The following is a 14,460-nucleotide window of genomic DNA, read 5'->3' as shown; positions in this document are numbered from 1 at the left end:
TTTATTTTAATGCTTTTCTTTATAGAATTAGCTATAATAGAAGAAAGAGTGGTGAAGATAATGAGAAGTTCAATAATGAAGAAATCAATTATTGTTGCAATAATACTATTAATTCTCTTTGGAACTTTAGCAACTTTGTATATTAATAACTTGTCAGATAATCTGTATAGTGAAACTGACGAGTATTTGAATGATTTAACCAATCAGACAGCTAAAGCAATAAAAAACCGGATCAATGAAAATTTGACCCAATTAACGACGATAAGTTTAATTATTCAACAAGATGGAATTCTTCAAGAGCCATTACTTGATTATCTAAACCAGTTGGCACAAAGGGATGGGGTAAAGCGTTTTGGTATAGCAGATTTACAAGGAAATGTAGTAACCTCTGATCATCAGACTTTTAATATTTCTGATCGAGATTATTTTAAAGATTCATTAAATGGTAAAACTGTAACCTCGAAAAGTATTACTGATTATACGGATGGTGAGGCAATCAATGTTTATTCTGTACCAATATATAAACATAATGAAGTTAGTGGGGTTTTGTTTGCTACTTTTTATACAGATAAGTTATCAAGTATTTTGTCGTCTGCAACTTATAATAATGTTGGCTATGCATTTATTTTTAATGAAAATGGTGATGTTGTTTTAAGTAATAAGAAGACAGATGATTTTAATAATATTGAATCGTTGAATGGCATTGATCTTAATGATATCGATATAAATGGGAAGGGCATAATAAACTTTCGTGATGAAAATAATACTCTTAATTATTTGATTTATGCTAATATTGAAGGTAATGATTGGCTAGTTGCTTCTGTTTTTCCCAAAGAAGCTGTAACTGGGAAGTTTCAAAATTTTATTCAAACAGCTTATCTTACCTGGCTTATAATTGGGGTTGGCAGTGCAGTCGTAGTTGCTTATTTTTATTTTATTCAAGGGAAAAATAAGCTGCAAATTACTAAATTAGCTTATGAAGATGAGATTACTGGTCATTATAATTACTATCGGTTTATTGAATATTGTCAAAATATCAATCATTTATCTAAATATGTTTTAGTAAATTGTGATGTTAAAGGATTTAAATGGTTTAATGAAATATATGGAGAAGAGATTGCTAATAGATTATTAAAACAAATTATTATTTGCATAGATACTCAATGTCAAAATGAAGAATTTTGCTGTCGCCAATCTGCCGATCATTTTGTAATTTTATTGGATAGTGATGACTTTGAACAAATCAAGAATCGTTTATTTGTGTTAGCCAATTATATTAGAGGTGAATTTGCGAAAGAATATAATACCTCACCATATTATTTCCATTTTGGTGTTTATAAAATTCTTGAGGATGATGTTGACATTAATTTGGCTTTCAAGAAGACTCAATATACTAGTAATGATTTAAAACGTTTATCAAAAGATGATGTGAGCTTTTATCAAGAAGAAGTTTTTCAAAAAGAGCTTTATGCATTGCAAATTGAAAAAGAGTTTCAAGATTCGTTAAAAGCTAATCATTTTAAAGCTTACATTCAACCGAAAGTAAATCTTCAAACAGGGAAGGTTTGCTCAGGCGAAATTTTAACACGTTGGCATCATCCTGAGTACAATATTATTTCACCTGGTGATTTTATCCCGGTTTATGAAAAAAACGGAATGTTGGAAGCTCTTGATTTCCATATTTTTAAAAAAGCTTTGGAACAGATCGATTATTGGAACAAGTATTATGGTATTAAGATAAGTATCTCTGTCAATGTTTCAAGAACTTATATTTTTAATGAGGGATATGTGGATAAATTGATTCATCTGGTTAAAGCGTGTAATGTTAATCCCGAACAAGTAGAGATTGAAATCACAGAAACAACAGCACTTAATCATAAAGAAGAGTTAATTAAGATTTTAAATCAATTAAAAAGTTATCATTTTAAAGTAGCATTAGATGATTTTGGAAGCGGATATTCATCCTTGAATATCTTAAAAGATCTTCCTATTGATGTAGTGAAGATTGATCAGGAGTTTTTTAGAACAAATGACTATACACATACTCGCAGTCATATTATTATTGAAGAGATAATCCAATTATGTCATAAGTTAAACCTTGAAGTTGTAGCCGAGGGAGTGGAAACGATTGAACAAAAAGAGTTTCTTGAAGCTCATGATTGTGATTATATTCAAGGGTATTATTATTATCGGCCGATGCTGCTAAAAGAATTTGAAGCATTATTTGTATTGGAAAATATAAATAAATAAATAAAAAGGAACTTTATTCAAGCTATGGTACGCTCCTCCTTAAGTAGATTTTGGTTATTTACCTTATCTACTTAACAAGGGGCATATCACCATCGAATAAAATTCCTTTTTTATTAAATTAAGCCCATTTCAATCATTTTAAGTCCAATATCAACAGAGTTGTAAGCAGCACCTTTCATTAATTGATCGGCAACTACCCATAAACTTAATCCGTTAGGGTTATCTAAATCTTTACGAACACGTCCAACGTGTACTAACTCATCTCCAACAAATAAATTAGCCATTGGATAGATTTGATTTTCAATATCATCATATAATTCAACCCCAGTAGAATTGTTTAGTAGCTCGAATACTTTATCAATATCGATTGGTTTTTTAGTTTCAATATATACTGATTCAGAATGTCCCCGAAGTACAGGAACACGAACACAAGTAGCATTGACCTTGATATCTTTATTGAAGATTTTTTTAGTTTCATTAACCATTTTCATTTCTTCTTTAGAAAAATGATTGTCTAAATCAAATTTATCAACTTGTGGAATGCAATTGAAAGCAATTGGAAAATGTTTTTTATCCCCAGCGCAAGGTAATGTTTTGGCAACAGGTTCTTTACCATCTAAGATTTCTTGAGACTGGCGGTATAATTCTTCCATTCCTGCAACACCTGCTCCTGAAACCGCTTGATAAGTAGAAACGATGATTCTTTCGATATCAAAATATTCATTTAAACGATTTAAAGCACTAACCATTTGGATAGTAGTGCAGTTTGGATTAGCAATAATTCCTTTATGATTTCTTAAAGCTTCTCCGTTTACTTCAGGTACTACTAATGGCACCTCAGGATCCATTCTGAAATGACTAGTATTATCAATATTGACACACCCAGCTTTAACAGCGAATGGCATATATTTTTCAGAAATACTTCCCCCGGCAGACCAAAACGCTACATCGATACCTTCAAAGCTATTTTCTGTTAATTCTTCAACAGTAAATTCATGACCTTCAAATTCAACAACTTTTCCTGCACTACGAGCTGATGCTAATAATTTAATACTTTCAAAAGGAAATTTAAATTGGAAGATACATCTTAACATTTCTCTTCCGACGGCTCCAGTAGCCCCCACGACTGCAACTTTATATTTTTTCATTTTTTATTTACCAACCTTTCCTAAAAACGCTTCATGTAATAAAATTTGTGCTTTTTTAACATCGTCACGATCGATGTAACAAGAAATATTTATTTCTGAGCAAGATGTCATTTCAACATTAATACCATTGCTGCTTAATGTATTATATGCTTTTTGGAACATTCCACGATTATTTTTAATTCCAACCCCAATAACCGATACTTTACCAATGTTACCACGGACAATGATACGATCAGCATTTAACTGTGGTTTTAAATCATTGATAATATCAACGACAGTAGGAACATCAACATCACTAATAACTAGTGAAATATCCATTCTTCCGCCTCCAACTAATGCTTGATTAAATACATTTACATTAACGCCAGCATCAGCAATTTTTTCAAATAAGCTTCCCGCACTATTGTTGGTGGCATCTACTTTAACTAAAGTGATCCGCGCTTCATTTTGTGAACCGGTGATTCCGGAAATAATTAATTGATTTAAATTTTCTTTCATAATGCGCTCATCTCCTATAACATATGTCCCTTTAGTGTCTTCAAATGAAGAACGGGCGTGAATTGCAATATTGTGACTAGCTGCTAATTGAACACAACGGTGATTTAAAACTTTAGCACCATTTTTAGCTAGTTCCAGCATTTCTGCATAACTGATACAATCCAATTTAAGAGCATCAGGAACTAATCTTGGATCAGCAGTGTAGATTCCATTTACATCACTGTATATCTCTACTTCACTAGCATCAATTGCTACCCCAATTGCAACTGCTGATAAATCGCTCCCCCCGCGACCTAAAGTGGTAATTTTACCATGGATAGAATGCCCTTGAAAACCAGGGCAAAATACGACATCAGCGTATTTTAATTTTTCAATAATATCTTTACCTTCAACCTTATTGATCGTTGCGTTATTAAAAGTTGAATCTGTAACAATTCCTAATTCTGAATTAGTGATTGTTGCCGCTCGATAACCGAGAGAAGCAACTTCTCCTTTACAAACTAAAGTTGAAATTGTTTCACCAATACTAGTTAGACGATCAATCTCCTCATCTGTTAACTGCTGGGTATTAACAATTGATAATAGTGTATCAGTAGCATATGGATCATCATAACGACCCATCGCCGAAACAACCGCAACAACTTTATTACCATTATTGATTTCTCTAATAATATTGTTGTACATGGTTGAACGTGATTCACGCGAACGAGTGGAAGTACCACCAAATTTTTGGACAATTATGTTCATTTTATCCCCTCACTTTGAAAATTGTGTATTCTGTATCACCAAGATCTGTAGTTAGATCTGCTAACTCAATTTCATGAGTAATGTAGATGTGATCGTGTTTTTCAGTGAAGTACATTTCATAATCAACATCTAATGGCTTATTTGCTCTAAGATAATACTTAGATTTAGTAATCGGGTAGATGTTTGAGCAGTCTTCATAATCATGATCCCATCTTTCTACTTGGGTAGTTTTAATTATATCACTTACAACTGCAGAAGCGGTAACATAACGACCTGCACCTTTACCGTAGTAAATAACATTTTCAACATAGTCATTATCGATCTCTACTACATTATATGCATCCATGACGTTTGCTACTAGTTCTTTTTTACTAACTAGAGTAGCTGCGACATCAATTCCAATTCCGTTATTAACTTCTTTTGCCTGAGCAATCATCTTAAAACGATATCCCAGTTTTTTAGCATAATCCATATCAACTTTAGTTACATTACGGATTCCACTAGCACTAATTTTATCAAAATCAATATATTTTTTAAATCCATTTTGAGCTAAAATACAAATTTTATGGGCAGCATCGATTCCATCTAAATCCAATGCTGGATTTGCTTCAACATAACCTAGGCCATCGGCAATGGTCAAAGCTTCATCAAAATCTAAATTTTCATTTTCCATCAAAGTTAAAATAAAGTTTGTTGTTCCATTTAATATACCAATGATTTCTTTTGTGTTGTTAGCGACTAAACTTTCTTTTTGGCTGACTAAAACAGGGATTCCGCCACCAACACTAGCTTCGTAGAAAATGTGGACATTTTTTTCTTTTGCTGCCATAAAGATTTCTTTACCATCATGGGCTAATAATGCTTTATTGGCAGTAACAACATGTTTACCATTTCTTATAGCTTCTAAAATAATTGTTTTAGCGACAGTTACTCCACCAATCAATTCAACTACAACATCAATTTCATGATCATTTATAACATCATTAAAGTCTTTTGTGTAAATTACCCCCTCTGGTAGATCAACCTCTTCAAGACCACAACCATATTTAATCATTACTTCATCATTAATGACTTTTTCGAGACGTTTTCTTTCATTAGTTAGGATTTCGATAACTCCATAACCAACAGTACCTAGTCCGATAACACCGATTTTCATCTAATTCCCCCTTATATAATAAAAATAGACCTTTAAAATAAGGTCCCAATATCATTAAATAAATAGCAGAACCAATATATTATTGAGCATGCACAATAATGGAACTAATCGTTGCCATAATTATTGCAAACATGTTCATTGATAACATATCTCGGTCCTCCAATTTCCTAATTTATGACATATTACCACGATTGTATACAATAGTCAATGGTAATCAATAATAATTGAAATAATCAAAGTTATTTTACTTTGATATGTTATAATAAGTATGTATTGACTTATATAAATAAATTGTATACAATAGTTTAAATCACACAGGGGGATGAACAATGGAAAAGAAATATATAAGTACACGAAACCAACAAAAAGAGATTAATTTTTATCAGGCTATCGTCCAAGGAATTGGGGAAGACGGTGGGTTATTAGTGCCGGATTTTGATTTTACAAAGATGGATTTAGATGTTTTATCTAAATTGAATTATGTTGATTTAGCAACTGAAGTATTAAGTACATTTGTACCTGAAGAAGGAAAAGAATTGATTCATGATGCGTGTTTAAATGCGTATGGAAAAGGATTATTTCCAGAAATCGTTGTACCAGTAAAAAAGGCTGGTGATGTTTATGTTGCTGAACTATTCCATGGACAAACGGCAGCATTCAAGGATATGGCATTATCGTTACTACCTTATTTAATGACGTTATCTTTAAAACAATTAAAAGAGGAACGTGAAGTAATGATCTTAGCAGCTACTAGTGGCGATACTGGTAAAGCGGCATTAGAAGGTTTTAAAGATGTTGAGGGAACTTGTATCAAAGTATTCTATCCTTTGGATGGGGTATCTGCGATTCAACAACAACAGATGGTCAGTCAAACAGGAAAGAATGTTAAGGTAGTAGGAATTCACGGTAATTTTGATGATGCTCAAAGTGCGGTAAAAAAAGCTTTTGCATCTGAAGAATTGAAAGTTGCAAGTGATCAACATAATGTTTTCTTATCATCTGCAAATTCAATCAATGTCGGACGTTTGATTCCTCAAATCGTTTACTATTTCCATAGTTATTTTGAATTAGTAAGAAATAACGAAATCAAATTAGGAGATAAGATTAATTTCTGTGTTCCTAGTGGTAATTTTGGTAACTGTTTAGCAGGATATTTTGCTAAAAAAATGGGTTTACCAATTGATAAATTTGTTTGTGCTTCAAATAAAAATAATATTTTAACAGATTTCTTTACTACTGGTAAATATGATGCAAATCGTGAGTTTTATAAAACAAATGCTCCAGCTATGGATATTTTAGTATCTAGTAACTTAGAAAGATTGGTTTGGTTTATGTCTGATGGTGATGGAGAAAAAGTTCGTCAATATATGGATAAATTAAATAGCGAAGGTGTTTATGAAGTAGATGATGCAACTTTTGCTAAAATTAAAGATCAGTTTAAAGCAGGATGTTTAAGTGAAGATGAAATCTTAACTACAATTAAAACATGTTTCAATGAAACTGGATATTTATTAGATACGCATACTGCCATTGGTTATGGTGTTCTAAAACAATATCAGCAGGAGACTGGAGACCATACTAAAACAGTATTATTATCAACTGCATCTCCTTATAAGTTCCCTGAATCAGTTTATCAAGCTATTTATGGGGAAGAACTTGATGTTTATACAGCAATTGATAAATTAAGTGAAAAGACTGGTGTTCCTGTGCCTCAAGCATTAGCAGGAATTAAAGAGCGTGAAGTGTTACATAAAGAAGCGATTGATAAAACTGAGATTATTAGTTTTATCAAATCAGAAATAGAAGCAATGTAGGAGGTTAGCATGAAAGTAAAAGTAAAAGTACCAGCGACAAGTGCTAACTTAGGACCCGGATTTGACGTTGCAGGGTTGGCACTGACTTTATATAATACCTTTACCTTTGAACTGGCTGATCAAGGTTTAAATATTACTGGTTGTCCAGAACAGTTTTGTAATGAAGAAAATATGACCTACCAGGCTTTTAAACAAGCTGCTGAAATTTGTGGCTTAGAATATCAAGGCGTAAATATTGAATGTAGTGGGGATGTTCCTTATACCCGTGGATTGGGTAGTAGTTCTACTTGTATTGTAGCAGGAATCGTTGGGGCTTTTGCTTTTAAAGATAAAGTTGAAGATCGACAAGAAATTCTAGAATTAGCAACTGCAATTGAAGGTCATCCTGATAATGTGGCACCGGCAATTTTTGGAGGCTTGACAGTATCAGTAATGGAAGAAGATAATGTATTAACATTAAATATCCCTGTTAAACATGACTATCGGTTTGTTACATTGATTCCGCCATTTACATTATCAACTGAACAATCAAGATCAGTTTTACCACAGGTTTTGCCAAGAGCTGACGCGATTAAAAACGTATCTCATTTAGCGTTGATGGTTGCTTCATTGATTAATGGATATGATGAGGGGCTAAAATTAGGCTTTAAAGACCGTTTGCATCAACCATATCGTGGTGATTTAATTAAAGGCTTTAATGAAATCATGGGAGTTTTAGAACAAGATGAAAAAGTACTTGGGGCTTATTTGTCGGGGGCTGGTCCAACAATAATGGCTGTTATTCGTGGTGAGGATAAGATGGGTGTAGTTCGGATTAAAGAAGAGCTAGGTGCATTAATTAAAGATTGGCAAGTTGTGAAATTGGAATTAGATAATCGTGGTTACACGGCTGATTATGAATAATAAAAAACGTTTGGAACATCAAACGTTTTTTATTTAGTAAAACTTTTTATATTATCAGTTCTTTCAATTAGATAATCAACGGAGGTATCATAGAGAGTTGCAAGTTTTCCAAGCGTATCAGGCGTCATTTCGTGTTGACCTAGTTCATAGCGGGAGTATGTTTTTTGATCGACATGTAAATATTTGGCTACTTTTTCTTGAGTGTAGCCATATTTAGTTCGAAGCTCTTTTAATCGTTTGTATTGCATCATATCACCGCCTTTTTCAATTATAGATTAGTCTAATTAGGACTAGAAGTTTTTAGACCAAAACGGTCTAAAATAATAAAACGCTAGTTAACTAGCGCCGTTTTTTCTTAGTGTAATCAGTTTTATCATCAGTACGTTCGATCAAGTAATCAACAGTGGTTTCATGAAATGTTGCGAGTTTGGATAAAATCTCTGGATCGATGGTTCTTTCTCCTCGTTCGTAACGAGAATAAGATTTTTGAGAGACATTTAAATATTCTGCTAATTGTTTTTGAGTAAGGTCTTTATCTTCTCTTAAATCGCGAATTCTTTTGTAATACATAAAACCACCACCTAAATTTATTATAGAGTGGACCTTATTGGTCTATGCATAAATGTCCTAAATTGGACTAAGAAAAAATTATTTGCTTATTCTTTATAAAAGAGATAGATTAGTTTATAATAAGCACGAGGTGGAATATGGAACAGTTTGCAAGAATTACAAGGATGGTAGGATCTTCATGGATCGAGTGTCTTCAAAATAAAAAAGTTGCAGTTTTTGGTTTAGGGGGAGTTGGGAGCTATGTAGTTGAGGCTCTTGTTAGAAACGGGATCGGCGAATTAGTTTTGGTTGATCATGATATTATTGATATAACTAATTTGAATCGTCAGTTATATGCGTTGCATTCAACGATTGGGATGAATAAAGTAGATGTTGCTAGAGCACGATGTTTAGATATTAATCCTAATCTAAAGATCACTACCTACCAACAGTTTTATTTACCAGATCAAGGAATGGAAACTATTTTTGAAGATTGTGATTTTGTGGTTGATGCAATTGATACTGTTAAGGCTAAATTGGCACTAATTGAAAATTGTCAGCACCTTGGAGTTAGAGTCATTTCATCAATGGGAACAGGTAATAAATTAGATCCAAGCCGTTTTGAAATCACAGATATTTATAAAACTAGTGTGTGTCCATTAGCACGAGTAATGCGTCGTGAACTAAAGAATCGGGGCATAAAAAAATGTCCTATTTTATATTCGACAGAATCTCCGCAAGAAGTTGACGGCAGTACACCAGGTAGTGTGAGTTTTGTTCCTAGTGTAGCTGGTCTGATGATTGCGGGGTATGTAATAAAAGAATTAGTGAAGGAGGAAGAATAATGGAAGGAATTACAGAAATTAATAAGGATGATTACATTGATAATTGTTTAAAAATTGTCAAAGAGATGATTACTGAAGAAGATTTTAGTGATGAAATCTGGCTTGCTTTAACTGGTGAAATTATGGATACATGTTTATTTATTGGTGGTGATTTTGAAGAAGCAAATATTCGTAATATTACAAACCAATACATTAATAATGGTGGAATTAAACGCTTTAAAAAAGCGCACGAGGTGTTGTAATGCAACATTATTGTGAAATTCCTACTCCAAAAGGAACGATGAGAGGATTTTTTCATAAGCCGGATTTAGATAGACATCCAGTATGTATAATTTTTCACGGCTTTACCGGTCAAAAGACGGGGACGAAGTTTTGTTATGTTCAATTAGCAAGGATGCTGGAAGCAAAAGGAATAGCTACATTTAGATTTGATTTTTTAGGTAGTGGGGAAAGTGATCTTAATTTTAAAGATATGACTTTTAAAGATGAGTTGGCTTGTGCACGTGTTATTCTAGAGGAAGCATTAAAAATGGAAAACTGTACTGAAATTTATGTTTTAGGACATTCTATGGGCGGTGCAGTTGCTAGTGAATTAGCGAAGTTATATCCACAAGTAATTAGCAAATTAGTATTATGGGCTCCTGCTTTTAATTTACCAGCAGCTTTAGATTATCTTACTGGTAAGGTTGAGCCAAGTTCTAATGGATTATATGATCATGGCGGTTATGAAATCTCTCAGACATTTGTAGATGATATTTTGGCTAGAGATTTTTATGCTGATCTAGATACATATAAAAATGAATTATTAGTAATTCATGGTACAAATGATACAACTGTACCATTTGATATTAGTAAAATATATGTTCCCAAGTTTAATCAACAATTAAAATTTGTACCAATTGAAGGGGCAAACCATAATTATGATACTGTTGAACATATTAAAGAAGTTTTAAAATTATCGTTGGATTTTTTAACAAAGTAAGTAGAGTTATGCTCTACTTTTTTTGTTAGTTAATTTACTAAAATGAAAGTAAATTAACTATGATTATTTACTAAAATAATATTGACTTTTAGTGATGAAAGAATATATAATGATATTGCGATAGGATTGTTACTATTAGATTAGGCAAGACCTGATTAAAAGAATACGATTAATACACTTTTAGTGTAAGGTATTTTATACCGTGTTTTCGTGTTGTTTTTAGTCAGGTCTTTTGTATTGGGTAAGTGGGACAATAAATACATTAAGTTATAATCTAAATCGCTATTCTATACGAGAAAAGGAGAACATTATGGAGAGAAGATGGAGTTTTAGAAAAGTTTTATCATCTGTAGCAGTTGCAGGAATGTTAACTAGTATGGCAGCAGTACCTACAATTTCACCAGTAAATGCGGCTGTAGATCATCAATATGATCTAGTAGAGATGAAAAAAGATTCAGTTTTGAAAAACGGTAATTTTGATAATGGGGCTACTAACTGGAATATTGCAGGGCAAAATTCTGGTGTTGTTGCTGAAGATGGTGTAACTATTGGTAAATCAGGGAAACTTGGGGCAACTACTGATTTGCATGCTAATGGACATATTTGGCAAGAAGTGACCTTGAAACCAAACACTAAATATACATTAAAAGCAAAAGTTAAGTTTTCAAGCGAAAATTCTGATGATACAATTACCTTGGATGTTAAGACGGGAGGATTAAACGCTCCGAAAACATTTAAGGATAAGCCAATTAGTCCTACCAACGGATGGGAAGAAGTAGAATTAGAATTTACAACATCATCAGAAACAGCATATGTTGTTGGTGTTGCACGTTGGGTAGATGGGAATGCAAGTGACTCACTGAAAAATTCTACTGTTTATTTTGATGATGTAGAACTTATCGGTGGAGACAGCGAAGAAGATTCAAATTATGATATTTTATGGGCTGATGATTTTAATGAATCGCAATTAGATACAAGTGACTGGGGATATGAATTAGGAAGTATTCGTGGTGTTGAACAACAACACTATGTAAAAAGTGACGAAAATGTATTTATGCGTGATGGAAACTTAGTTTTAAAGGCTACTGATCGTGCAAAAGAAGATCAATATAAAAATCCTCGTGGTAATCGTCAAGTAATCTATAATTCTGGAAGTGTGAGAACTCATGGAAAACAAGAATTTTTATACGGAAGAATTGAAATGAGAGCAAAATTACCAAAAGGAAGAGGAGCATTCCCTGCGTTTTGGACATTAGGTGCTGATTTTACACTTGATGGAAAGATTAATGGTAAACAAGGATATGGATGGTCACGTTGCGGTGAAATCGATATCATGGAATTATTAGGTGGTTATGAAGGTGAAGCTCGAAATAAACAAGTATGGGGGACACCACATTTTTATGATAAAAATATCGGTGATCAATGGGATCAAGATACAACTGGTTCTGGGGGAAAAGCATATACAAACCCAAGCGGTGCTGATTTCAATGATGATTATCATGTATTTGGTATCAATTGGTCACCAGATAAAATTGAATGGTACGTCGATGGAGTGATTTATAATACCCTAGATTTAACTAATCCAACTTGGGGTGAATCTGCAAAAAAATGTTTTAATCGTCCACAATATATTCAATTAAACTTAGCTATGGGTGGAAACTGGCCTGGTGATGTAGAAACTAATTTAGCAGGAACTGAATTTGCAATTGATTATGTATATTATGCTCAAAATGAAGAACAAAAAGCTGCAGCAAAAGAATATTACGATGCTGCACCAGAAATTAGTGGGTTAAAAGATGTAACAATGCAAGAAGGAGCAACACCTGATCTATTAGCTGGTGTTACATCTAATCGTAATAGTTTTGTAGATTTTTCAATTGAAAATGAACATATGTTTAAAAATGAAGGTGGATTAACTAGTGTTGATTTACTTTGTACAGGCAAAGATGATCTAGCTAGTTTAGCAAAATTACCAGTTGGTAAATATAACATTCATTATACTGCTATTCCAAATGATATAGAATATGATGGAAATAGACCAGAGCGTGAAAGTGATTATAAATTCACTCGTAAAACGATGACTTTAACAGTTGCTGAACGTACTTTCCCTAGTGATTTTAAATTAAATGGAATCGTTGGTGATAAATTAGCAAATGTAGCATTACCAGAAGGATGGTCTTGGGTTGATCCAGAAACAAAAATTACAGGTACAGCAGATGAATATGATGTAAAATATGTCAATGGTGAATATTCAAAAACAGTAAAAGTTGTAGTTAATGCAGTTGTCGTTGATAAAGAAGGTTTAAAAGCTAGGCTAGCAGAAGCAACAGCTGAAGCAGCTAAGATAGATGTATATAAAGCTGCAACTATTGAAAAATTAAATACAGTAATCGAAGAAGCGACTAAAGTATTAAATGATACAAGTGCTAATAAAGAGGCTGTAGAAGAAGCAATTAGAGCTTTAAATACAGCTATAGCTAATCTTGAGAAATATGTAACAGAAGCAGAATTAGATCAAGTGATTGCTAAAGGTGAAGAATTTTTAGGGAAAACAGATATTTATACTAAAGAGTCACTAGATATATTAAGTACTGCTTTAGCAAAAGTAAGAAGTGCGATAACATCAGGTGACAAAGAAGCAATTGAATCAGCTTATGCTCAATTAACAGAAGCAATTGATAAATTAGTTAAAATTGATGCTCCTACACCTGAAGTGAAACCTGAGGTAAAACCAGAAAATAAACCTAATACAAGTGTTAAAACTGGTGATAATACATATTTAGGTGCAATTATGACATCATTGTTATTATCTGCGGGCGGTTTAGTATTGTTTAAAAAAAGAAAGTATAATTAAAATAGAAAGATAGTGCTATTGATTATTTCTAGCACTGTCTTTTTAAATGAGTTAAATATTAAATAGTAACAGTAATTAATGAATAAAAATAATGATTAAAATGGTGTTTTTATTCTAGAGTTTTTTTAAAAGTCAAAAATAGAAAAATATATGATAATAAGGTAATTTATTTGTAGAAAAATCATTGACATTAAATATAGAAGTATTTATAATGAGAATGTTCTTATGAACTCTAAGTCCCCGGTAAGGATATAGGAGAAAGTAAAATGAGACAAACAACTATGGCTAATGCAGCCACAATCGAAAGAAAATGGTACGTAGTTGATGCAACTGACTTAACTTTAGGTCGTTTGGCATCAGAAGTAGCAACAGTGTTAAGAGGTAAAAATAAACCTACTTACACACCACATGTGGATACTGGTGATTATGTAATCATCGTAAACGCTGATAAAGTAGTAATGACTGGAAAGAAATTAGATACAGTAAATTACTATCGTCACTCTGGATGGTTAGGTGGTTTAAAAGTTAAAACTGCTCGCCAATTCAAAGAACAAAATCCAACTGGTTGGGTTGAAGCAGCGGTAAAAGGTATGTTACCACATAACACATTAGGTAGAAAACAAGGGATGAAATTATTTGTATATGCAGGTAGTGAACATCCACATGCAGCACAAAAACCAGAAGAATTGAAGATTAAAGGGTAAGGGGGAAATA

13 protein-coding genes are annotated in these 14,460 nt (G+C 32.7%); 8 read left to right on the top strand and 5 right to left on the bottom strand.

What is annotated here, in order from left to right:
* Positions 1–60: 60 nt before the first annotated feature.
* Positions 61–2,250, top strand: a complete 2,190-nt coding sequence (locus EYR00_RS12960; protein ID WP_029481154.1) for a bifunctional diguanylate cyclase/phosphodiesterase — start codon at positions 61–63, stop codon at positions 2,248–2,250.
* Positions 2,251–2,363: 113 nt separating this feature from the next.
* On the opposite strand, the gene EYR00_RS12955 is transcribed toward EYR00_RS12960, so the two are convergent.
* From EYR00_RS12955 to EYR00_RS12945, 3 genes are read right to left on the bottom strand one after another with little or no spacing between them, the layout of a single operon-like run.
* Positions 2,364–3,398 (bottom strand): aspartate-semialdehyde dehydrogenase, encoded by a 1,035-nt coding sequence (locus tag EYR00_RS12955; protein WP_003537130.1) that lies wholly within the window; start codon positions 3,396–3,398, stop codon positions 2,364–2,366.
* A gap of 3 nt (positions 3,399–3,401) precedes the next feature.
* Entirely contained in the window at positions 3,402–4,643 is a 1,242-nt protein-coding gene (locus tag EYR00_RS12950) for an aspartate kinase (RefSeq protein WP_003537136.1), read from the bottom strand.
* 1 nt (position 4,644) lies between these two features.
* Entirely contained in the window at positions 4,645–5,799 is a 1,155-nt protein-coding gene (locus EYR00_RS12945; protein ID WP_003537138.1) for a homoserine dehydrogenase, read from the bottom strand.
* Positions 5,800–6,128: 329 nt separating this feature from the next.
* Between EYR00_RS12945 and thrC the strand changes: the two genes are divergently transcribed.
* Both thrC and thrB read left to right on the top strand, forming a co-directional pair.
* Positions 6,129–7,613 carry a threonine synthase gene (thrC, locus tag EYR00_RS12940; RefSeq protein WP_003537139.1) on the top strand — a complete coding sequence of 495 codons (1,485 nt, stop codon included), beginning with the start codon at positions 6,129–6,131 and terminating at the stop codon, positions 7,611–7,613.
* A 9-nt stretch (positions 7,614–7,622) separates the two neighbouring features.
* Complete coding sequence (gene thrB, locus EYR00_RS12935; protein ID WP_003537141.1) at positions 7,623–8,516, top strand: homoserine kinase; 894 nt, start codon at positions 7,623–7,625, stop codon at positions 8,514–8,516.
* Positions 8,517–8,545: 29 nt separating this feature from the next.
* Here thrB and EYR00_RS12930 read toward each other — a convergent pair whose 3' ends face one another.
* Together EYR00_RS12930 and EYR00_RS12925 are read right to left on the bottom strand one after the other, a co-directional pair.
* Positions 8,546–8,764 carry a helix-turn-helix domain-containing protein gene (locus EYR00_RS12930; protein ID WP_008790949.1) on the bottom strand — a complete coding sequence of 73 codons (219 nt, stop codon included), beginning with the start codon at positions 8,762–8,764 and terminating at the stop codon, positions 8,546–8,548.
* A 91-nt stretch (positions 8,765–8,855) separates the two neighbouring features.
* Positions 8,856–9,086, bottom strand: coding sequence for a helix-turn-helix domain-containing protein (locus EYR00_RS12925; RefSeq protein ID WP_003537145.1), 231 nt, complete (start codon positions 9,084–9,086; stop codon positions 8,856–8,858).
* A 137-nt stretch (positions 9,087–9,223) separates the two neighbouring features.
* Between EYR00_RS12925 and EYR00_RS12920 the strand changes: the two genes are divergently transcribed.
* The 5 genes from EYR00_RS12920 (at position 9,224) to rplM (ending at position 14,450) form a co-directional block, all read left to right on the top strand.
* Positions 9,224–9,910 (top strand): tRNA threonylcarbamoyladenosine dehydratase, encoded by a 687-nt coding sequence (locus EYR00_RS12920; protein ID WP_003537148.1) that lies wholly within the window; start codon positions 9,224–9,226, stop codon positions 9,908–9,910.
* The gene (locus EYR00_RS12915) at positions 9,910–10,152 is read left to right on the top strand and encodes a hypothetical protein (protein ID WP_003537149.1); all 243 of its coding nucleotides are present in this window, start codon (positions 9,910–9,912) and stop codon (positions 10,150–10,152) included. The genes EYR00_RS12920 and EYR00_RS12915 overlap by 1 nt, the downstream gene beginning before the upstream one ends.
* A complete protein-coding gene (locus tag EYR00_RS12910) occupies positions 10,152–10,892 on the top strand; it encodes an alpha/beta hydrolase (protein ID WP_003537150.1) in 741 nt (246 codons plus the stop codon). The genes EYR00_RS12915 and EYR00_RS12910 overlap by 1 nt, the downstream gene beginning before the upstream one ends.
* Before the next feature lie 310 nt (positions 10,893–11,202).
* Positions 11,203–13,746 carry a family 16 glycosylhydrolase gene (locus EYR00_RS12905; protein WP_003537151.1) on the top strand — a complete coding sequence of 848 codons (2,544 nt, stop codon included), beginning with the start codon at positions 11,203–11,205 and terminating at the stop codon, positions 13,744–13,746.
* Positions 13,747–14,012: 266 nt separating this feature from the next.
* Positions 14,013–14,450 carry a 50S ribosomal protein L13 gene (gene rplM, locus EYR00_RS12900; RefSeq protein WP_003537152.1) on the top strand — a complete coding sequence of 146 codons (438 nt, stop codon included), beginning with the start codon at positions 14,013–14,015 and terminating at the stop codon, positions 14,448–14,450.
* Positions 14,451–14,460: the final 10 nt, after the last annotated feature.

Source organism: Thomasclavelia ramosa DSM 1402, from assembly GCF_014131695.1.
GTDB lineage: Bacteria > Bacillota_I > Bacilli_A > Erysipelotrichales > Coprobacillaceae > Thomasclavelia > Thomasclavelia ramosa.
Note: the sequence above shows the minus strand (reverse complement) of the source record. Positions and strands in the feature narration are given on the sequence as shown.

Coding starts and splice junctions, on each gene's coding strand:
- thrC (WP_003537139.1), top strand. CDS start 6,129: ATGGAAAAGAAATATATAAGTACACGAAACCAACAAAAAGAGATTAAT.
- EYR00_RS12950 (WP_003537136.1), bottom strand. CDS start 4,643: ATGAACATAATTGTCCAAAAATTTGGTGGTACTTCCACTCGTTCGCGT.
- EYR00_RS12945 (WP_003537138.1), bottom strand. CDS start 5,799: ATGAAAATCGGTGTTATCGGACTAGGTACTGTTGGTTATGGAGTTATC.
- EYR00_RS12955 (WP_003537130.1), bottom strand. CDS start 3,398: ATGAAAAAATATAAAGTTGCAGTCGTGGGGGCTACTGGAGCCGTCGGA.
- EYR00_RS12930 (WP_008790949.1), bottom strand. CDS start 8,764: ATGCAATACAAACGATTAAAAGAGCTTCGAACTAAATATGGCTACACT.
- EYR00_RS12910 (WP_003537150.1), top strand. CDS start 10,152: ATGCAACATTATTGTGAAATTCCTACTCCAAAAGGAACGATGAGAGGA.
- EYR00_RS12960 (WP_029481154.1), top strand. CDS start 61: ATGAGAAGTTCAATAATGAAGAAATCAATTATTGTTGCAATAATACTA.
- thrB (WP_003537141.1), top strand. CDS start 7,623: ATGAAAGTAAAAGTAAAAGTACCAGCGACAAGTGCTAACTTAGGACCC.
- EYR00_RS12920 (WP_003537148.1), top strand. CDS start 9,224: ATGGAACAGTTTGCAAGAATTACAAGGATGGTAGGATCTTCATGGATC.
- EYR00_RS12915 (WP_003537149.1), top strand. CDS start 9,910: ATGGAAGGAATTACAGAAATTAATAAGGATGATTACATTGATAATTGT.
- rplM (WP_003537152.1), top strand. CDS start 14,013: ATGAGACAAACAACTATGGCTAATGCAGCCACAATCGAAAGAAAATGG.
- EYR00_RS12905 (WP_003537151.1), top strand. CDS start 11,203: ATGGAGAGAAGATGGAGTTTTAGAAAAGTTTTATCATCTGTAGCAGTT.
- EYR00_RS12925 (WP_003537145.1), bottom strand. CDS start 9,086: ATGTATTACAAAAGAATTCGCGATTTAAGAGAAGATAAAGACCTTACT.